17 protein-coding genes are annotated in these 20,271 nt (G+C 37.6%); 9 read left to right on the plus strand and 8 right to left on the minus strand.

Going from position 1 to position 20,271, the window contains the following annotated elements:
• The first annotated feature begins 213 nt into the window (after positions 1–213).
• The 4 genes from IC610_RS05335 (at position 214) to IC610_RS05350 (ending at position 3,238) form a co-directional block, all read left to right on the plus strand.
• Positions 214–1,104 carry a lysophospholipid acyltransferase family protein gene (locus IC610_RS05335; protein WP_191735549.1) on the plus strand — a complete coding sequence of 297 codons (891 nt, stop codon included), beginning with the start codon at positions 214–216 and terminating at the stop codon, positions 1,102–1,104.
• Positions 1,101–2,072, plus strand: coding sequence for a glycosyltransferase family 2 protein (locus tag IC610_RS05340; protein WP_191735550.1), 972 nt, complete (start codon positions 1,101–1,103; stop codon positions 2,070–2,072). The genes IC610_RS05335 and IC610_RS05340 overlap by 4 nt, the downstream gene beginning before the upstream one ends.
• A complete protein-coding gene (locus tag IC610_RS05345; protein ID WP_191735551.1) occupies positions 2,072–2,590 on the plus strand; it encodes an endonuclease V in 519 nt (172 codons plus the stop codon). Before IC610_RS05340 ends, IC610_RS05345 begins: the two co-directional genes overlap by 1 nt.
• A 93-nt stretch (positions 2,591–2,683) precedes the next feature.
• A complete protein-coding gene (locus IC610_RS05350) occupies positions 2,684–3,238 on the plus strand; it encodes a 3'-5' exonuclease (protein WP_191735552.1) in 555 nt (184 codons plus the stop codon).
• Between the two features lie 4 nt (positions 3,239–3,242).
• Here the strand turns inward: IC610_RS05350 and apaG are convergent, their stop codons facing one another.
• From apaG to glgB, 8 genes are all read right to left on the minus strand, one after another.
• On the minus strand, positions 3,243–3,629 hold the full coding sequence (apaG, locus tag IC610_RS05355; protein ID WP_056080626.1) for a Co2+/Mg2+ efflux protein ApaG: 387 nt from the start codon (positions 3,627–3,629) through the stop codon (positions 3,243–3,245).
• An 82-nt stretch (positions 3,630–3,711) separates the two neighbouring features.
• Positions 3,712–4,974 carry a 2-oxoglutarate dehydrogenase complex dihydrolipoyllysine-residue succinyltransferase gene (gene odhB, locus IC610_RS05360; protein WP_191735553.1) on the minus strand — a complete coding sequence of 421 codons (1,263 nt, stop codon included), beginning with the start codon at positions 4,972–4,974 and terminating at the stop codon, positions 3,712–3,714.
• 37 nt (positions 4,975–5,011) lie between these two features.
• Positions 5,012–7,825, minus strand: a complete 2,814-nt coding sequence (locus IC610_RS05365) for a 2-oxoglutarate dehydrogenase E1 component (RefSeq protein WP_191735554.1) — start codon at positions 7,823–7,825, stop codon at positions 5,012–5,014.
• Between the two features lie 124 nt (positions 7,826–7,949).
• Positions 7,950–8,990: an SRPBCC family protein gene (locus IC610_RS05370; RefSeq protein ID WP_191735555.1), complete on the minus strand. Its 1,041-nt coding sequence runs from the start codon at positions 8,988–8,990 to the stop codon at positions 7,950–7,952.
• A gap of 148 nt (positions 8,991–9,138) precedes the next feature.
• Positions 9,139–10,407 carry a glucose-1-phosphate adenylyltransferase gene (locus IC610_RS05375; RefSeq protein ID WP_056080636.1) on the minus strand — a complete coding sequence of 423 codons (1,269 nt, stop codon included), beginning with the start codon at positions 10,405–10,407 and terminating at the stop codon, positions 9,139–9,141.
• Positions 10,408–10,429: 22 nt separating this feature from the next.
• Positions 10,430–10,963, minus strand: coding sequence for an FEKKY domain-containing protein (locus tag IC610_RS05380; protein WP_191735556.1), 534 nt, complete (start codon positions 10,961–10,963; stop codon positions 10,430–10,432).
• 3 nt (positions 10,964–10,966) lie between these two features.
• Entirely contained in the window at positions 10,967–12,373 is a 1,407-nt protein-coding gene (locus IC610_RS05385) for a glycogen synthase (RefSeq protein WP_191735557.1), read from the minus strand.
• Positions 12,374–12,376: 3 nt separating this feature from the next.
• Positions 12,377–14,329 (minus strand): 1,4-alpha-glucan branching protein GlgB, encoded by a 1,953-nt coding sequence (gene glgB, locus IC610_RS05390; RefSeq protein WP_191735558.1) that lies wholly within the window; start codon positions 14,327–14,329, stop codon positions 12,377–12,379.
• A gap of 295 nt (positions 14,330–14,624) precedes the next feature.
• Between glgB and IC610_RS05395 the strand changes: the two genes are divergently transcribed.
• The 5 genes from IC610_RS05395 (at position 14,625) to IC610_RS05415 (ending at position 20,258) form a co-directional block, all read left to right on the plus strand.
• Positions 14,625–15,734, plus strand: coding sequence for an alpha/beta hydrolase (locus IC610_RS05395; RefSeq protein WP_191735559.1), 1,110 nt, complete (start codon positions 14,625–14,627; stop codon positions 15,732–15,734).
• Positions 15,735–15,746: 12 nt separating this feature from the next.
• Positions 15,747–17,162: a leucyl aminopeptidase family protein gene (locus tag IC610_RS05400; RefSeq protein ID WP_191735560.1), complete on the plus strand. Its 1,416-nt coding sequence runs from the start codon at positions 15,747–15,749 to the stop codon at positions 17,160–17,162.
• Positions 17,163–17,302: 140 nt separating this feature from the next.
• Positions 17,303–18,514 (plus strand): ATP-grasp domain-containing protein, encoded by a 1,212-nt coding sequence (locus IC610_RS05405; RefSeq protein ID WP_191735561.1) that lies wholly within the window; start codon positions 17,303–17,305, stop codon positions 18,512–18,514.
• Positions 18,515–18,544: 30 nt separating this feature from the next.
• Positions 18,545–19,258 carry an alpha/beta hydrolase gene (locus tag IC610_RS05410; RefSeq protein ID WP_191735562.1) on the plus strand — a complete coding sequence of 238 codons (714 nt, stop codon included), beginning with the start codon at positions 18,545–18,547 and terminating at the stop codon, positions 19,256–19,258.
• Between the two features lie 46 nt (positions 19,259–19,304).
• Entirely contained in the window at positions 19,305–20,258 is a 954-nt protein-coding gene (locus tag IC610_RS05415) for an ATP-grasp domain-containing protein (protein WP_191735563.1), read from the plus strand.
• Positions 20,259–20,271: the final 13 nt, after the last annotated feature.

A 20,271-nucleotide genomic window follows, 5' to 3' on the forward strand; every position in this document is an offset into this window, starting at 1 on the left:
ATATCAGCTAAGTTAAATATTTATGTTAATATTTTAATTTATTTAACATCGAATCTGATGAATTTTTCAAAACAAAATTCAGCAGGTACCATAAAAATTCAGATTAAATATCAGCAGTAAACTGCATTTCAAACGCCGAAAATCCATATTTTTCAGTTTACTTTCAGCAAATATAACGCCGTGATTTTTATAATCATTATATTTGTGTACGCTATGAATATTCTCATTAAAATACTCTATCTCATCTCAAGACTTCCACTGAAAGTACTATATGTTTTTTCAGATTTGTTTTTCTTCATCAACCATTATTTTATTGGCTACAGAAAAAAGGTAATCACAGAAAACCTTGTGAAATCTTTCCCTCAAAAAAGCATGCAGGAAATCGCGGCAATCAGAAAGAAATTTTACCGTAATTTCTTCGATTATCTTGCCGAGACAGTGAAATCTTTCACGATGTCTGAAACTGAAGCAAGAGTGAGAATGCAGCATATCAATCAACACCATTTTCACGATACCAAAGCCGAAGGTAAGAATGTAATTCTGATGGCAGGACACGTTTTCAACTGGGAATGGATGAACGCTCTGGCAAGTTTAACACCTCAAAGTCATACCCATCCTGTATACAGAAAAGTAAACAGCAACTTCTGGGAGAATGAGATGAAAAAAGTGAGAAACAATTTCGGAAACGAAGCCATTGAAGCCAAAGAAGTGATCATGAAAATCTTCAGAACACCAAACGATGGCGATTCTATATTTCTTTTTGTTGCAGATCAGACGCCGCATGTTGCTCATGTGAATTATGGATTGGAATTTCTGAACCAAAGAACGCCAGCTTTCATTGGTTATGATAAACTGGCTACACGTCTGGATATGGCAGTGATCTACTGCGAAATGAAGAAAGTAAAACGCGGATATTATCAGGTAAATTACTACAGAATTTATCCTGACGGAGAAAGATTTGTGGAAAATGAAGTAGTGAGAAAGTTCCATAAACATCTGGAAAATACCATCAATAAATACCCAGACAATTATCTCTGGTCCCACAGAAAATGGAAATATCAGTCCGCTATAAAAAATTTTGATGCTGTAAAAACCAATGTATGAAGTCGAAAATTGCAGTAATTATTCTCAACTGGAACGGAAAAAGCTGGCTTGAAAAATTTTTGCCGTCAGTTCTTAAATATTCAGATGATGCTGAAATCTACGTCATCGACAACGCTTCAACTGACGAATCTGTAGAGATTTTACAAAAGTATTTCCCATCAGTAAAGATTATTATTAACGATAAAAATTATGGCTTCGCTGGTGGTTATAATGAAGGATTAAAGCAGGTTGATGCTGAAATTTACTGTATTCTAAACTCTGATGTGGAAGTTACCGAAAACTGGATTCTTCCGGTTTTAAATTTATTTGAAACCAATCCCTCAATTGCCGCGATTCAGCCAAAAATTCTGTCTTACAACAATCGTGAATACTTTGAATTTGCCGGTGCTGCAGGTGGTTTAATCGACAATCTGGGCTATCCTTACTGCAGAGGCAGAATCTTCGATGATGTGGAAAAAGATCTGGGTCAGTACAACGACGAAACTGAGATTTTCTGGGCTTCAGGATGCTGTCTTTTTATACGCTCTGAAGATTTTTGGGAACAGAAAGGTTTTGATGAAAGATTCTTCGCCCACCAGGAAGAAATTGATTTGTGCTGGAGATTGATTAATACTGGAAAGAAGATTTATTATACCGGAAAATCTCACGTTTATCACGTTGGAGGAGGAACCTTAAATAAACAAAGTGCTCAAAAAACATTTTTAAATATCAGAAATAACCTTTCGATGATGCTTAAAAATTTACCTTTTCCAAAACTGATAGTGATTTTATTTTTGAGAATGTTGCTGGATGGAGTTGCATCATTTTATTTTGGAATAAAAAACGGATTTCCTCATTTTTGGGCTGTTGCAAGAGGTCATTATGGCTTTTATACTCAGATTCCGGGAACCCTGAAACGGCGGCAGAAATTTCAGAAGGAAAATTATTTTCAGACAAAATGGTTAATTTTTAAACATTTTTTAAAATAATGAATCTCGTTTTCGATACCTTTTACTTTGATGAAAATAGAGCCAATACGATTTGTTTAGCGTTTGAAAAATGGGATGCAAGTGCTCCAGATTTCGAATTTTCTGAGATCAAATCCGGTATTTCTGAATACATTCCAGGTGCATTTTACAAAAGAGAATTGCCCTGTATTCTGAGTCTTTTAGATCAAATTAAAACACAGATTAATGATATTTCCTGTATCATTATCGACGGTTTTGTGTTTTTAGATGATGAATATAAACCGGGTTTAGGTAAACATTTATTTGACAGCTTAAACAGAGAAATTCCTGTTATCGGAGTTGCTAAAACCAATTTTGCAACGGTTGGAAAACTCAAATCAGAATTATACAGAGGCAAAAGTAAAACTCCGTTATATATTTCAAGTGTAGGAATTGAGGTGGAAGACGCTTTAAATTTAATAAGAAACATGCACGGAAATTACAGAATCCCGACACTTCTTAAAAAAGTTGATACGATGACCAGACAATTTGAGATTTGAGATTTGAGATTTGAGCGTGAAGTGTGTTATACAAAAATTACAAACTGGAATCGTAATTTTGTAAACTTTAAACCTTAAACCCTTAATAAAAGAATGGATTTTTGTGCGATAGATTTTGAAACAGCAACCTTTGACCGAAGTTCAGCCTGTGAGGTTGGAATCTGTGTTGTTCAGAATTCTGAGGTTGTTGAAACAAAAACGTGGCTGATAAAACCGCCGAGTTACCCTTATTTCAGCCCTAGAAATATCGATGTACATGGAATTTATCCTGAAGATGTAAAAGATGCTCCTACGTTTGATGAAATCTGGTATGAGATGAATGATCTGATGTACGGAACGCTGATGATTGCTCATAATGCAGCTTTCGATGCCGGAGTTCTTCGCGGATGCCTCAATCATTACGGAATTTTTGCCCCAAATCTGAACTACCTTTGCAGCATACAGATCGCTAAAAAATCATGGAATTATCTTCCGAGATATGGCCTGAAACATTTGGCAGAGCATCACAATTTAAGTTTTAATCATCACAGAGCCGGCGATGACGCGGAAGTTTGTGCGAAAATATCTCTTCTGGCGTTTGAGAAGCTTTTCATTACAAGCAATGATGAAATTGCCGATGTAATGAAAGCTAAAATTAAAAAGCTGTAAACCGCTAATTCTTCAGAATTTCAGACAAAAGATTAAATTTCGGAATATCAATTTCAAAATTCTCTTCTGTATCAAGGTTTCTAACCAGGTATTTGCCACTCATATTTCCGACTCCTGATCTGAGCATAACATTTGAAAAATAAGTGAATGTTTCGCCTGACTGCAGCTCCGGAGTGAGACCAATGACCCCATCACCCACCACCTCAGTAAAACCAAATCCTACATCAAATATCAGCCATTTTCTTTTCATGATTTTCACCGGAAAATCGCTGCTGTTCTCAATCACGATGTTGTACTTAAAAACGTATCTGTTTTCAGACGGATACGAGTTTTTGCTATCGTATTCGGGGACGACGGAAACTTTTATGTTGGAAGTAATTTTAGAAAACATCGTAGTAATTTGATTTTTAAGATACAAAAACCCCGCCTTTTTTGAAGACGGGGTTCTGTAGATTTATTTAAATTTGATTTAATTAAAGCCCAAGACCTTTTCTTTCGTCTCCACCCAACAGAATTTCTACCGGATTGTCGATCCCTTCTTTTACCGCAACAAGGAAGCCTACAGACTCTTTACCGTCGATAATTCTGTGATCGTAAGACATCGCAACATACATCATTGGTCTGATTACTACCTGTCCGTCAACCGCAACCGGTCTCTGGATGATATTGTGCATTCCAAGGATAGCAGACTGAGGTGGGTTGATAATTGGTGTAGACAACATTGATCCGAAAGTACCGCCGTTTGTAATGGTGAAAGTACCGCCAGTCATTTCGTCAACAGTGATTTTACCGTCTCTTACTTTGATTGCCAAATCTTTGATGTTTCCTTCAACGTTCGCGAAAGACATATTCTCTGCATTTCTCAAAACAGGAACCATCAAACCTTTAGGACCTGAAACAGCGATTGAAATATCGCAGAAATCATAGTTTACTTTAAAATCTCCGTCGATTGACGCATTCACGTCAGGATACATCTGTAATGCTCTTGTAACCGCTTTCGTGAAGAAAGACATGAAACCAAGTCCTACTCCGTGCTTCTGCCCGAATTCTTCTTTATATTGTTTTCTTAATCTGAAAATTTCAGACATATCAACTTCGTTAAAAGTAGTCAACATCGCAGTTTCGTTCTTTACAGAAACCAGTCTCTGAGCGATTTTTCTTCTTAGAACTGAAAGTTTGGTCGTTGTAGTAGATCTTGCACCTGTAGCCGTTACAGAGCTTCCCCCCATTGCAGGTTTAGCAGCTAATTCAGCATCAGATTTAGAGATTCTTCCGTCTCTGCCAGATCCTGAAACCTGAGCAGCTTCAATTCCTTTTTCGTCAAGAATTTTCTTTGCAGCCGGAGATGGCGAACCCGTAGCGTAAGACTGTGCAGCAGGAGATGCTTTTGGAGCTTCCTGTTTTGGAGCTTCAGTCTTAGCAGGTTCAGCAGCTTTAGGCGCTTCTTCCTGTTTTGGTGCTTCGGCAGCAGGAGCAGCATCACCCACAGGTTTTGCAGCATCTCTATCAATTAAACAAACAACCTGACCAACCTGTACTACATCACCTTCCTCAGCTTTTAAAGTAATCACACCGCTCTCTTCTGCAGGTAATTCTAATGTTGCCTTGTCTGAATCTACTTCAGCGATTGGTTGATCTTTTTCTACATAATCACCATCTTTTACAAGCCAAGTTGCAATTTCAACTTCTGTAATTGATTCTCCCGGTGAAGGAACTTTCATTTCTAAAATTGACATATCGTATTTTTTATTTTTTTAATTGATATTAATTTAATTAAGCTGTAACAGGTCTTTTAACCGGAGCATCATCTCTGTCGAAAACCCTGTTGATTACAGCATTTTGGTTTTTCTCAAACATTTTGTGACTTCCCGGAGCCGGAGCACCACTCTGTACCGGAGAAACTACCTGAATTCCTGTATCTCTGAAATTTCTCAGGATGTAAGACCACGCACCCATGTTTTCTGGTTCTTCCTGTGCCCACACCAATGAAGTTCTGTTTGAATATTTTGCAAATACAGCTTCAATTGCATCAGTCTGAAGCGGATATAACTGCTCAAATCTTACCAAAGCAACATTTTCGCAATTCAATTCTTCTTTTTTAGCCAATAATTCGAAGTATAATTTACCTGAACAAAGAACTAATTTTTCGATTTTTGCCGGATCAGCAGTTGGATCATCAAGAATAGGCTGGAATCCTTTGTTTGAGAAATCTTCAAGCGGAGAAACCACTTTTGGATGTCTTAACAATGATTTTGGACTCATTACAATTAATGGTTTTCTGAATGACCATTTCAACTGTCTTCTTAACAAGTGGAAATAGTTTGCAGGAGAAGTAATATTCGCCACAACCATATTTTCGTTGGCACAAAGTGTCAAGAATCTCTCAAGTCTTGCTGAAGAGTGCTCTGCACCCTGACCTTCCGAACCGTGAGGCAGTAACATCACCAAACCGTCCTGAATTTTCCATTTCTCTTCTGCTGCAGCCAGATACTGGTCAACAATAATCTGAGCTCCGTTTACGAAGTCACCAAACTGTGCTTCCCAGATTGTTAAAGTATTTGGAGATGCCATTGCATAACCATAATCAAATCCTAAAACTCCGTACTCAGAAAGGTGAGAGTTGAATACATCAAATCTGCTCTCTGAAACTTCTTTTAAAGGAATGTATTCTTCTTCATTATCTTCAGTTTTTACTACAGCGTGTCTGTGAGAGAATGTTCCTCTTTCCACATCTTCACCGGAAATTCTGATGTTGTGACCTTCTACCAAAAGTGTAGCATAGGCCAGCCACTCTGCAAGCGCCCAGTCAAGATTGTTTCCTTCGATCGCTTTGATTCTGTTTTCGAAGAGTCTTGTAATTTTATTTAAAAACTTTTTATCAGCCGGAAGTGTTGACATTTTGATTGCCAATTCTTTCAGTTTTTCTAAATCATATTTTGTATCAACAGCTTCCTGAACAGCACCTCTTTTTCCGATTGGGAATTTAGTCCAGTCATCCGCCATGAAAATATCCATTACGTTTTTCTCGATCTCTTTGGACGCATCAAAATCTTTATCTAAAAGTTCTTTGAAATCTGCTTCCATTTTAGCAATCAAATCATTAGAAACCACATTTTCCTTCAGTAAAAGATCTTTATAGATTTCTCTAGGGTTTGGATGCTTTGAAATTTTCTTGTATAAATTAGGTTGTGTGAATCTTGGCTCATCCCCTTCGTTATGACCATATTTTCTATATCCTAATAAATCGATATAAACGTCTTTACCAAATTTAGCTCTGAAATCAGCAGCAAAATGAATCGCGTGAACCACCGCTTCTGCATCATCTGCATTCACGTGCATCACAGGAGATTCTGTTACTTTAGCAATATCTGTACAGTAAGTAGAAGATCTCGCATCCATGTAATTGGTAGTAAACGAAACCTGATTATTCACAACAATATGAACTGTACCACCCGTTCTGTAACCTTCCAAAGTCATCATCTGGGCAACTTCGTAAGCAATACCCTGACCTGCAAGAGCACCATCACCGTGAATGATGATTGGTAAAATTTTAGAATAATCCTTGTACTTGTCATCCACTTTTGCACGGCAGATACCTTCCACCAAAGCAGCAACAGTCTCAAGGTGAGACGGGTTTGGAGTTAAATTGATTGAAACTTCTTCTCCAGACGCAGTTTTAATTTTTTTAGAAGAACCTAAGTGATACTTCACGTCACCGGAAAATACATCTTCTTCAAACTCCTTTCCTTCAAATTCAGAGAAAATCTGCTTGTAAGATTTGCCGAAAATGTTCGTTAAAACATTCAGTCTTCCTCTGTGAGCCATACCCAAAACAACCTCATCAACTCCCAACTGCGAAGATCTTGAGATCAGCTGATCCAAAGCAGGAATTAAAGTTTCACCACCTTCCAGTGAGAATCTTTTTTGTCCTACGAATTTTGTGTGAAGATAATTTTCGAATGCAACAGCCTGATTTAATTTAAGTAAAATCTCAGTTTTTTCGTTGGCATTCAGAACAGGATGATTTTCGTTTACCTGAATCCACTGCTTGATAAAATCTTTTTCTTTCACATTATTGATGTGCATGTACTCGATTCCGATAGAATCACAGTAGATGTTTTCAAGGTGTGTGATGATTTCCTGTAGCGATGCAGGACCTTTCATTCCTGTTTCAACGGCACAGTTGAATTTTGTATTTAAATCTGACTTTTCAAGACCGAAATTTTCGATATCCAAAGTCGGAGAGTGATGTCTTCTTTCACGTACAGGATTGGTTTTTGTGAAAAGATGACCTCTCGTTCTGTACGCCTCGATAAGATTTACCACCTTAAATTCTTTCTTGATGTGCTCCGGAACTTCACCGTTTGAAGCTGCCTGTGAGATTTGCTGAACCGCAGGAGAAGAATTTCCTGAGTTTTTAATTTCGCGGATATCTTCCTCGTCAGAATAGTTCTCCAATGCAAAATCAAAGCCTTGAAAAAAGGCTTTCCATGATGGTTCTAAAGAGTCCGGGAATTTCAGGTATTGTTGGTATAAATCCTCAATTAACTGAGAATGAGCTGCGTTTAGGAATGAAAATCTGTCCATTAGTACAGTATATCTGTTATTAAAATTTATTTTTCGAATTAATCTTCAAATTTAACAAAAAAAAGTGAGGTAAAATGTTAGAAAAACATTAAAAAATGAAAAGAAGAATATGATTTTTGACATTTTATTTAAAAACTGTCAATGAAATCTTCACATTGATGTTCTGATTCTCAATCGGAGGTTCAATGAATGTATGAGAAACGTCACCATATCTGAATTCGTCTTTTTTAGCCTTCTGCATCAGCTGCTGAACAGCCTTTACAGAGCCTTCAAAACTTCCTCTGTAGTAGATGATGTATTTTTCTGCTGCATTTACGGTACGGAAGCTGAAATTATTGTCACTCACGCCTTCTTTTTTGCTCAATGGTATCCCGATGTAATACGAAATTTCTTTGTCTTTAAAATTATCAGGGTCGGCAATCATCATCGGGTAACCAAACTCGTCGTCTTTTTTACCCAAATCAATCGTCACAAAATTGTAAACTTTATTGTAGTTCATCAGTAAATTTCTGTACAGTGCATCTTTTTTGTTGGAAGCACTCACATTGATCCCTAAAAGCATCTGGCTGTCTTCTTTTTCAACCATGATGCTGTCATATTTTATGGCGGCAAGCTGATTGTCTTTTTCCACTTTGTTGCCTAAAACATTTTTAAGATTCACCATGCTTTTATTGATGTTCTCAGTAAAGCGGTCTTCGGTCCAGAAGTTTTGTACACGCGTCCACACGGGAAGTTTGGGAGTATGAACCACCCATTTTATCTGTGTTTTATTCTCTGAAACTTTTTTAAATTTAACTTCAATGACAGTCGGATTTTCATTGTCATCTTCAAAAAGCTGATACCTTAAACCCTTATCTTTACTCGCAAACCGAATAAACATTTCACCATCATTCTCTTTCACCGGATCTTTGTAACTGATGGAACTTCCCTCACCTTCATACGGCGAATAATAATCGATTTTAATGGTTTTTGAACTCGAAAAATAATTATTCCACCGGGTAAAACTCTGAAAGTTTTCAAATTGAGAATATACCTTTTCTAAAGGATAATCTATCTGCCTTTCGATGGTAAAATCTTTGTCTTCATCCACAAAAAAGTACATGGAAGCAGTGTAGGCTCCCAGCAAAAACAAAACTATAAGTGCTAAAAATTTCAGTAAACGCATTTCGCAAAAATAGGATAATTAAAAAGAGTGACCAATATGTTGATCACTCTGTTTTTTTGTCTTTGGGTGATGGATGTTGAGAGATCCATAGCAATTCAAAAATTAAATTTCTAAATCACTCATAACTCATTACCAATTACTCATCCTCCTACCCAATGTGCGTTCCGGAATGAAGCACAGCTCCTTTTTTTACCACTACAATTCCGTCCTGAACTGAGTGTGTGCCGTAGTCTCCATCAGGAATATGTCTTCCACCGATAATCCTTACATTGTCACCGATGTAACAGTTTTTATCAATAATAGTTCTTTCGATGTAGCAATACTTTCCGATTCCCATATTTGGGTAACCGTTTTTATCATTTTCTACGATTTCTGCTGTATTCTGATAAAAATCTGAACCCATTACATAAGAATTTACGATCGTACTTCCTTTATCGATTCTCGTACGGTTCCCGATAAGGGAATTCTCTATTTTATCTGCCATAATGATACATCCGTCACCAAAAACGGCTTTGCTTACGTAAGAACCATTTATTTTTGACGGTGGAAGCATTCTCGCTCTTGTAAAAATTGGCGAACTGGAAAAAAGATTGAACTGAGGGAAATCCTGACACAAATCTAAATTGGCCTCGTAGAAAGATTCGATGGTTCCGATATCTGTCCAGTAACCTTCGTACTGATAGCTTAATGTCGTATACTTTCCTATGGCGTTCGGGATAATATCTTTTCCGAAATCATCTCCTGCACCGTCTTCGAACATTTTTTTAAGCATCGATTTGGTGAAAATATAAATACCCATTGAGGCCAGATATTCTTTCCCTTTACTTTTATTGTCTTCAGAAACTTCAGACTGTAAACCATTGAGCATATCGTAGCTTGGTTTTTCAACGAAAGAAGTGATGTTTCCGTCATCATCAGAACTCAGAATTCCAAAGCCTGTAGCATCTTTCGCATTTACCGGAATCGTAGCAATGGTTACGTCACCACCTTTTTCAATATGAAAATCAAGCATTTCCTGAAAATCCATCTGATAAAGCTGATCTCCTGACAAAATGAGAATATATTCGTAATCATATTTCTCAAGGTGCTTCATAGACTGTCTTACTGCATCTGCAGTTCCCTGATACCAGTTTTCGTTTTCCACATTCTGTTCAGCAGCCAGAATATCTACAAAACCTTTGCTGAAGATATCAAAATGAAAAGAATTTTTAATGTGTGAGTTGAGCGATGCTGAATTAAACTGGGTTAAGACAAGAATCTTGTTCATCCCCGAATTCAGACAGTTTGAAATCGGAATATCTACCAATCTGTATTTCCCTGCGATAGGAACAGCCGGCTTTGATCTTGAATAAGTAAGTGGAAACAATCTTGTTCCTCTGCCACCTCCTAAAACAATCGATATTACATTTTGATTCATAAATTAGTTGTGATTTTTTATATTATATTATTTTTACAGTTCGTTTTCTGATATCGACTTCCGCTTTAAAGCATATCTTATCCTGATTTTGAGGATCAAAAATGTCTACGTTATAAATTTCTGAACTTCCTCTTTGTCTAACAGTTTTTACAATTTCATCAATCGGAAATTTACACTTTCCCAATTGTTGCCTGAAAACTTCAGATGAAATTAAGATATCCATTATATCAATTTCTTTCTGCTGAAAATTTCGTAAGTCTTCTTCATATCTGTTTTTCCAATCCTTACCATATTGTTGTTCAAGCGCAAGTTCAGTTTTATTATTTTCGGTTCTGACGCTATCTATCAATTCTTCTGTGACAACACATCCTGCGACAGCAATTCTTCTTATATTCCACTTTTCATCTACACTTTCTACAATATGCCTATTACTGATGTCAGGTAATCCATACGATAAAAATACGAACCCGCTATTTTTTGACGGACTTACCTTTTTATCTTTTTTACCGCAGGAAAACAGTATAAAGAACAACAGTAGGATTGAAAATATTTTCAAAGTTTATTGATTATATAAAGCTATGTATTTCTCAGCAGATTTTTCCCAGGCAAAATCGAAACTCATATTAGCCTTGATCAGACCCTGCATTATATCTTTTTTGTAGTACATGCTCACCGCTCTGTTTATCGCATGAAGTATATCATCAACTCCGGGATAAGTAAAATTAATCCCCGCACCTCCTGTAGAAATATCCTTTACAGTATCACGCAATCCACCTGTATAACTTACCACCGGAATTGTTCCGTAACGCATCGCATACATCTGATTAAGCCCGCAAGGCTCTACTCTGGATGGCATCAACAAAAAATCTGCCGAAGCATATATTTTATGGGAAAGATATTCCTTATAACCAAGATCCAGTGCGAAATTGCTGAACGAGTAGCTCAGTTCTGAAAGCCTGTCTTCAAGATATGTATTTCCTGAACCCAAAATAATAATGTTGAGACCGCCATAGTTTTGCTGAATGCTTCGCCAAACGGTATCTGGAAGCAGATCTGCTCCTTTTTCTGTGGCAAATCTTCCGATAAAGCCAAAAAGTGGCAAATCCGGATTCAAGCCATATTCTTTGCAGAGCTTTTCCTTGCTCATTTTTTTCTTTTTAAATACATCTTTTTTGGTGAAATTGAAATCCAACATCGGGTCAGTTGCCGGGTTCCAGACTTCTGTATCAATACCGTTGATGATGCCGTGGGCTTTGTAGTGTTCGTCTCTTACCAAAGTTTCAAGCCCTTTGAAACTTTCAAACAGCTCCTGCAGATAACCTTCTGAAACCGTTGTAAAAGCATGGGCACATTTAATCATTGATGCCAAAGGATTGATCATCCCATTCCAATCCAAAAGTCCCCATTTGTATTGATCAAAGGCAGGAAAGTAATTCGCCATTCCCCAACTCATCCAGCCTTGGTATTCTCCGTTGTGAATCGTTGCAATTGTTTTCACCCCTTTCAGAAATCCGAATTCCGGACAGTTTTCTATCATAAACGGAACCAACCCAGTATGATAATCATGACAGTGAAGCACATCCGGACGAATCTGCATCGCAGTCATCCAGTGAAGCAATCCATGTTGAAAAGCCAAAAACTGGAAGCTTTCATCCTGATAGCCATAAGGATTATCACGGTCTAAAAGCCCCGGAATTCTCACCATATATAATTCAAACCCCAAGACATCTGTTTTTTCTTTTAAAACCTGTACCTGAAGCATATTTCCGCCCTGATGAATCCAGCCGTCAAAAACAATTTCAAAATCGTGGTCAAAAACAAATGGCTTATTGTAAAAAGGCATCACCACTTTGGCGCTAATCCCCTTTATTTTATTCTGATATTTTGGCAATGCACCGACGACATCGGCAAGTCCGCCCACTTTGGCAACAGGATAACATTCTGTACTGAGGTGATAAATATTCATTTATTATTTTTTGTTTTTTAGTTTAGATTTAGCTTTTTTCGGAACAATTATTTTAGATTGTCTCAAAACCACTCCCGAAAGTGCTGGAAGATTGATGCTTATTGTGTTTGTTTTATTTTTCCATTCTTCCTGATCTTCACTGAAGATGTTGGCGATCACACCACTGCCTCCATATTTTTCATCGTCAGAATTAAAAATAACTTCCCATTTGGAATTTTCATCCACTCCGATTTTATAATCGATCACCCTTGGTGTAAGATTGAGAACCGTCATTAAAATGTCATCCTCATTTTTACCTTTCCTTAAATAAATAAGAACAGAATTATCAGTATCATCGGCTTCCACCCATTCAAAACCATAAGGATTAAATTGATTTTTATAAAGTGCCGTTTCATTTTTGTAAAGATGATTTAAATCTTTAACTGCTTCCTTCAAACCGGCATGTACAGGATATTGCAGAAGATGCCAGTCTAAACTCTGTTTAAAATTCCACTCGCTGGTTTGCCCGAATTCATCGCCCATGAAGAGTAATTTTGCTCCTGGATGTGTAAACATGTAAACATACAGGGCTCTGAGATTGGCAAATTTCTGCCATTCATCGCCAAACATTTTATAAATAAGACTGGCTTTTCCGTGCACCACCTCGTCGTGGGACAGAGGCATCATATAATTTTCGTTGTACATGTACATCGAAGCAAAAGTCAGTTTGTGATGTAAATGTTTCCGGTTGATAGGATCTTCTTTAAAATATTTCAGCGTGTCGTGCATCCAGCCCATCATCCATTTCATTCCAAAACCTACTCCACCATCGTGTACAGGCTTCGTCAGCATCGGAAAATCTGAACTTTCTTCAGCAATGGTTATGATTGAATCACCAAATTCTTTATAAACAGCAGTATTGAACTCCTGCAGGAAAGTTTTAGCTTCAAGATTTACATTGGTACCGAAAATATTGGGTTCCCACTCGCCTTCATTTCTTGAATAATCGAGATGAAGCATCGATGTTACGGCATCTACACGCAAACCGTCGGCGTGATAACGGTCGAGCCAAAACATGGCATTGGAAATCAGAAAAGATTTAACTTCATTTCGGCCGTAATTAAAAATATAGGATTTCCAGTCGGGATGAAAGCCCTTTCTCGGATCTTCGTGTTCATACAAGTAAGAGCCGTCGAATTTGTGCAAACCATTAGCATCGCCGGGAAAATGGGACGGAACCCAATCGAGGATGACACCAATATTATTTTTGTGAAGTTCATTGATTAAAAACATCAGATCCTGCGGAGAGCCAAAACGCGATGTCGCAGCAAAAAATCCTGTAATCTGATAGCCCCAGCTTGGATCATAAGGATATTCCATCACGGGCATAAATTCTACATGAGTAAAACCCATTTCAAGGATATATGGAACTAATTTTTGGGCAATATCCCTGTAGTTTAAAAACTGTTTTGGATTTTCTCCATCGCGAAACCACGAACCGATGTGCATTTCGTAGACGGAAAGAGGAGCATTAAGGCTGTTGTTTTTCCAGCGGTTCTGCATCCAGTCTGTATCATCCCAATCGTAATAGGTTGTAGAAATAAGCGATGCAGCCTGAAGATTCTGTTCCCAGCTGAGTGCGTAAGGATCACTTTTCTCCAAAATCTCTCCTTCTTTAGTTTCAATGGCATATTTATAAAGAGTACCCCACGGCAAATCAGGAATAAACCCTTCCCAAATACCGGATTCATCCCATCTTGGCGAAAGGACGGCCTGAGCGGGATTCCAGTTATTAAAATTACCAATTACTGAAACTTTGGCAGCAAAAGGAGCCCATACTGAAAAATAAACGCCTTCCACGCCATCTTTAGATACTGAATGAGCGCCGAATTTATCGTACAGTTTATAGTGTTTACCTTCTTTAAAAAGATAAATATCATGCTCGGTAAAAAGTGAATAGTTTTGTACAGACTTCATCGTTTATGTTTTTCTCCTGAACTGAGTTGTAAAACTCTATTGCAAGAGTTATACCCCATATCAACTAATTTTTGGGATTTACGTAAATATATAAAATTTTATTATGCAAAACACAGTTGTAACAAAATTTTAATATTGATTTTAATTAATTTTTAATTTAAATAAGGCTGAAAAATGTTTAATCTCCGTTAAAAGAAACGGTTGCGATTTTTAATATTGAAAATACGCTGAACATAATTTAGTTTAAAAAAAGTTTTTATAAATTTAAACAAACAAAAAATATTTCAGAACGTACATGATATTTAATTTAAAGACACAGGAAAATGATGACAGACCGATTTACATTACTGGTAACTTCAACAGCTGGAATCCTAAAGATCCAAAATTCAGGCTTTGGAAAAAAGAGCCACAGCATTCAACAATAGAGATTAACGACAGTCTTTTACCCGACATTATAGAATACAAATTTACAAAAGGCGGATGGGAAAATGTGGAATTGGACGAATACGCCAATATTACCCCAAACCGAAGAATTGAAAAAAGCAGACAAAACAGTGAAGACGTGGTAACCAAGTGGCGTTACAACTGGGGACCTTTTAAAAAAGAACTTTATCCCATTGCCGAAATCATCTCCGAAGAATTTTATATCCCACAGCTCGACAGACACCGAAAAGTCTGGGCTTTGCTCCCGCACGACTATTATTCTACAGAAAAAAGCTACCCTGTACTCTACCTTCAGGATGCCCAGAATCTTTTCAACGAAGGGAGTGCCTACGGAAACTGGGAAATCGACAAAAAACTTTCGGTACTCTCAGAATACGGCAGAGGCGATGTGATTGTTGTTGCCATTGAACATGGCAGTGAAGACCGCATCAAAGAATATATTTTTGATAATGACAGTGTTGCCAATGGCTCGGAAGGAAAAAAATACATCCGGTTTATAACCGATACCTTAAAACCTTACGTCGATGCTCATTACCGTACAAAAAAAGACCGTGACAATACAGGAATCGGCGGAAGTTCACTGGGCGGACTCATCAGTATTTATAGCGGATTTCTTTATCCTGAAGTTTACTCCAAACTTTTGATATTTTCTCCAAGTCTTTGGATTGAACCTAATAATAATTTTCCGATGATGAATTTCAGGGTTCCTTTTAAAACTAAAATTTATCTGTACGGCGGCGAAAAAGAAGGTTCAAAAATGGTCAACAGAATCAATGTTTTTGAACAGTATCTGAAACTTTGGGAAAAGAAAAATCTTTTTGATTTCGAATTTAAAACCAACATCAATCCGGACGGCGAGCACAAAGAATTTTACTGGTCGCAGGAATTTCCGCGTGCCATAGAATGGTTATTTTACAACAATACAGAAAATCCGGTGGAAGTAACTCCGCATCAGGATTAAAAATCTAATAAAATGAAACTGATTAACAAAAAAAATAAAAAATACGCACAGATTCTTCAGCTATTTAATGAAGACCAGTGGCAGGAAAGCTCAAAAAATTTTAATAAAAATATCAGTCTGCTGTTTTCAGGGAAAAAGAATGAAGTTCACATTCAGACTGATGATGAGAGCATTACTTTTTTTATCGGTTTGGGTAAGACGGATTCAGCCAATTTTGAATTCCAACAGGTCGGACAGAAATTTTCTCAGACTCAAAAAGAGAAAATACAGCCTGTTCCCACACAGATCATTTGCGAAAGTATCACTGAAAAACAATTTGAAGAATTTTTCAAAGGGCTTTACTTAGGTACGTACACCTATAATTTCGACAAATCTCACACGTTTTGGAATGAAAGCACTGAGATTCATTTTGAAAACTTCAGTCAGAAGAAACTCGATCATATCAAAAACAATACAAATGCCCTTTGCGAAGGCCAGTTCGCCTGTATGGAATGGCTGAATAAACCAGCCAATCATAAAAAAACAGATGTTTTAAGTACTTCTTTAAAAGATCTTTCTAAAAAATATGATTTTAAATACACCGTTTTTAACCGAAAAAAATGCGAAGAGCTTGGTCTGGGAGCATATCTGGCAGTCAACCAAGGAAGTGAGCAGGATGCAGCATTTACCATTTTAGAATATAAAACTAAGGTAAAAAATGCCAAAACCATCGGTCTTGTCGGCAAATGTGTAACCTTTGATACGGGCGGAATTTCAATCAAAGCTTCAGATAACATGCATTATATGAAATCTGATATGGGCGGCGCTACAGCCGTTATCGGAGCATTGATTTACGCCGCAGAAAAAGAAATTCCTGTCAACATCATTGCTGTTTTGCCAATCACGGATAACGCTGTATCTAAAAATGCTTATTTACCAAGTGACGTCATCAAAGCCTACAACGGAAAAACAATCGAAGTTCTCAATACAGATGCGGAAGGAAGGATGATTCTGGCAGATGCACTCTCCTACCTCGCAAAAAATTATAAAACTGATGTGATGATTGACCTTGCGACGCTTACCGGAAGCAGCGTGAGAATGTTTGGAGATACCTGTGGAGCGATGTTTTCAAACAATGACAGATTAAAGGATTTACTTCTGAAAACCGGTGATCAGACCAACCAAAGGCTTTGGAATTTACCACTTTGGGACGTCTGGAAAGATGATTTCAAATCTGATGTTGCTGATGTGAAAAACATTTCAATGAAACCCATCGGAGACTGTATAGTTGCCGCAAAATTTCTGGAAGAATTTATTGAAGGTCATCCCAATTGGGCTCATCTCGATATTGCCGGCGTAGCATTTGGAAATACGGGATATTCAAAAGAAAAGGCAGCAACTGGATATGGCGTTCAGTTATTAGCCCAATTAATTGAAAATTATCACTAAAAATTAGTTTTTTAAAAAATTTATCCCTATACTTGATAAGAAATTTACAAAATCATATCAGTTGGGGATTTTTATTAAAACATCCTGAATAATTATTTGGTTTTGCTTTTAATAATTAACCTAAAACTCAAAAACACTATATGGAGCAGAAAACTATTGTTTGTATTTCCTGTTATTACAAAGGCTATGATTTTATGGAGGAGATGCAGAATCTTGGCAACAGGGTCATTCTCATTACCTCAGAAAATCTCAAAGAAAAAAACTGGCCCTGGCATGCGATAAACGAAGTTTTCTATATGCCCGAAATTAAGCCTTCGGTCTGGGATCTCGAGCATTTGGTACAGGGATTTTCTCATCTCATGAAAACCCGAAAAGTAGACGCAGTAATTGCTCTCGATGATTACGATGTTGAAAAAGCTGCCTTGGTACGTGAAACCTTCAGAATTCCCGGAATGGGACAGACCACGCACCGCTATTTTCGAGATAAACTTGCGATGAGACAGAAGGCAAAAAATTCAGGGATCAATGTTCCCGAGTTCACTGCTGTTTTCAATGATGCTGAAGTCGCTGAATTTGCCAAAAATGTTCCCGCACCCTGGGTTTTAAAACCAAGATCTGAAGCTTCAGCAAGTGGAATAAAAAAATTGAAATCTGAAGAAGAACTTTGGCAGGCTCTCGAAAATTTAGGTGACGAGAGACATCTTTTCCTTTTGGAAAGCTTCAAGCCTGGCGACGTTTATCACGTAGACAGTCTTACCTTCAATGCTAAAACGATTTTTACATCATCATCCAAATATCTGGCTCCACCAATGCAGGTTTCTCACGAAGGCGGAGTCTTCAGAACGCGTACTTTAGGACGGTCTACCGCAGAGTTTAAAGCTCTGGAGAAAGCCAATGTACAGGTTCTTTCCAATTTCGGACTTCAAAACGGGGCGACCCATACAGAATTTATCCGTGGAAAAGAGGATGGAAAGTGGTATTTTCTTGAAACCTCATCACGCGTTGGCGGAGCACACATTCCTGATCTAGTGGAAGCTTCCAGCGGAATCAATATCTGGAGAGAATGGGCAAAGATTGAAGATGCACTTTTGAAAGATTTAGATTATTCCATTTCAAAACCTACGGGTTATTACGCCGGCCTCATCATCGCATTAATTAAAGAAAAACATCCGGATTACCAATATTTCGAGTCGGAAGAAACCGTGAAATTTTTACCAATAGATTATCACATCGGTATCGTTTACAAGTCTTCAAAATCTGATCTTGTACAGACGAGGCTGGACGAAACGGCAGTGAAGATTCACGAAGATATGCTGAGTATTATTCCGCCAAAAGACAAACCGACTTCTTAGATTTTATTTAATTTTCAAACATTAAAACTTATGCCGCAAATCACGCATACAGATTACTATTCACATATATTAGGAACAAGCCTTAAAGTAGAAATTACAGGACATTTTGGTTACCCAATTATTATGTTTCCCACTTCACAGGGGCAATACACTCAAAACCATGATTTCCATCTTAACGGAAGTATCAACTGGTTTTTAGAACAGGGTAAAGTAAAACTTTATAACATTCAGACTATAGACGGGTGGAGTTTTTATGACAACAACATTTCGCCACGCCAGAGAATCAAAAATTACGAATTGTATGTACAGTTTCTTTTAAAAGAATTTGTGCCTTATGTTCAGAAAATTCATCAGACACACCGTGTCGCCGTTGCAGGAGCAAGTTTTGGAGGTTATCACGCCGCTAATTTTGCTTTCAGATTCCCGGATTTGGTTTCGCATCTTTTCTGTTTGTCAGGAGCGTTCAGCATCAGAAACTTTATGGACGGATACAGTGATGACCTCGTTTTCTACAACTGTCCGAGAGAATTTGTCCGCACCGATGAAGCATGGAAATACAAACACATGCACATTGTTTTAAGCACTTCAGACGAAGACATCTGCAAAGACAAAAACATCGAAATGGCAGAAATACTAAGTTCAAAAGGCATTGATTTCTGGTATGATGAAAGAAAATGGATCAATCACGACTGGCCGCTTTGGCGAATGGTTTTCCCGACATTTATAGGGCGTTTTTTTTCTTAAAATTTAATTTAAATCTAAACAATAAACACTCATTAAAACTATTATTATGGCAAAAAAAGTAGGAATTCTTTTTGGTATGGAAGACACATTTCCGTGGGCATTCATCGATAAGGTAAACGAATTGGGAAAAGGAGACATCGTTGCAGAACCCGTAATGATCGATAAGCTTGAGCAGGGCGTCGATTACGGATACGCTGTTATCATCGACAGAATTTCTCAGGATGTTCCCTTCTACAGAGCTTATCTGAAAAACGCAGCTTTAAACGGAACGTATGTAATGAACAATCCTTTCTGGTGGAGCGCTGACGAAAAGTTTTTCAACAATGCACTGATGTCAAAATTGGGTATTCCGCTACCTAAAACGGTTTTGCTTCCTTCTCATCAGAGACCGAGCAACACTTCCGAAACTTCATTCAGAAACCTGAAATTCCCCCATGACTGGGATTATATTTTCGACTATGTAGGATTTCCTGCCTATATGAAACCTCACGACGGTGGCGGTTGGAAAAGCGTGTACAGAGTTGAAAGTCCGGAAGATCTTTGGGATAAATTATCAGAAACTGAGCAGTTGGTGATGATGGTACAGGAAGAAATTGTATTTGATGATTACTACAGAGTATACTGTCTTGGTAAAAAGCACGTACACATCATGCCTTACGAGCCAAGAAATGAGCATCATTTAAGATATGCGACCACACATAAGACTTCAGGGGCAAAACTTAAAAAGCTTTTAAAAACGATTCACGATTATACTATTAAAATGAATGAAGCTTTAGGTTACGATTTCAATACTGTAGAATTTGCAGTGAGAGACGGAATTCCTTACGCTATTGATTTCTGTAATCCTGCGCCGGATGCTGATAAAAATTCTGTTGGAGAAGAAAACTTCAAATGGATTGTGGAGAATGCAGCAAAATTTGCGATTGAAAAAGCCAAAGAATATGTTCCTGGAAAAGCAAATATTTCATGGGGAACTTTTGTGAAGGACTCTGCGAAATAACTAACCTGAAAAA

Origin of the sequence: Chryseobacterium caseinilyticum, assembly GCF_014837145.1 — a bacterium.
GTDB classification, from domain to species: domain Bacteria; phylum Bacteroidota; class Bacteroidia; order Flavobacteriales; family Weeksellaceae; genus Chryseobacterium; species Chryseobacterium caseinilyticum.

Coding starts and splice junctions, on each gene's coding strand:
- IC610_RS05335 (WP_191735549.1), top strand. CDS start 214: ATGAATATTCTCATTAAAATACTCTATCTCATCTCAAGACTTCCACTG.
- IC610_RS05340 (WP_191735550.1), top strand. CDS start 1,101: ATGAAGTCGAAAATTGCAGTAATTATTCTCAACTGGAACGGAAAAAGC.
- IC610_RS05345 (WP_191735551.1), top strand. CDS start 2,072: ATGAATCTCGTTTTCGATACCTTTTACTTTGATGAAAATAGAGCCAAT.
- IC610_RS05350 (WP_191735552.1), top strand. CDS start 2,684: ATGGATTTTTGTGCGATAGATTTTGAAACAGCAACCTTTGACCGAAGT.
- apaG (WP_056080626.1), bottom strand. CDS start 3,629: ATGTTTTCTAAAATTACTTCCAACATAAAAGTTTCCGTCGTCCCCGAA.
- odhB (WP_191735553.1), bottom strand. CDS start 4,974: ATGTCAATTTTAGAAATGAAAGTTCCTTCACCGGGAGAATCAATTACA.
- IC610_RS05365 (WP_191735554.1), bottom strand. CDS start 7,825: ATGGACAGATTTTCATTCCTAAACGCAGCTCATTCTCAGTTAATTGAG.
- IC610_RS05370 (WP_191735555.1), bottom strand. CDS start 8,990: ATGCGTTTACTGAAATTTTTAGCACTTATAGTTTTGTTTTTGCTGGGA.
- IC610_RS05375 (WP_056080636.1), bottom strand. CDS start 10,407: ATGAATCAAAATGTAATATCGATTGTTTTAGGAGGTGGCAGAGGAACA.
- IC610_RS05385 (WP_191735557.1), bottom strand. CDS start 12,373: ATGAATATTTATCACCTCAGTACAGAATGTTATCCTGTTGCCAAAGTG.
- glgB (WP_191735558.1), bottom strand. CDS start 14,329: ATGAAGTCTGTACAAAACTATTCACTTTTTACCGAGCATGATATTTAT.
- IC610_RS05395 (WP_191735559.1), top strand. CDS start 14,625: ATGATATTTAATTTAAAGACACAGGAAAATGATGACAGACCGATTTAC.
- IC610_RS05400 (WP_191735560.1), top strand. CDS start 15,747: ATGAAACTGATTAACAAAAAAAATAAAAAATACGCACAGATTCTTCAG.
- IC610_RS05405 (WP_191735561.1), top strand. CDS start 17,303: ATGGAGCAGAAAACTATTGTTTGTATTTCCTGTTATTACAAAGGCTAT.
- IC610_RS05410 (WP_191735562.1), top strand. CDS start 18,545: ATGCCGCAAATCACGCATACAGATTACTATTCACATATATTAGGAACA.
- IC610_RS05415 (WP_191735563.1), top strand. CDS start 19,305: ATGGCAAAAAAAGTAGGAATTCTTTTTGGTATGGAAGACACATTTCCG.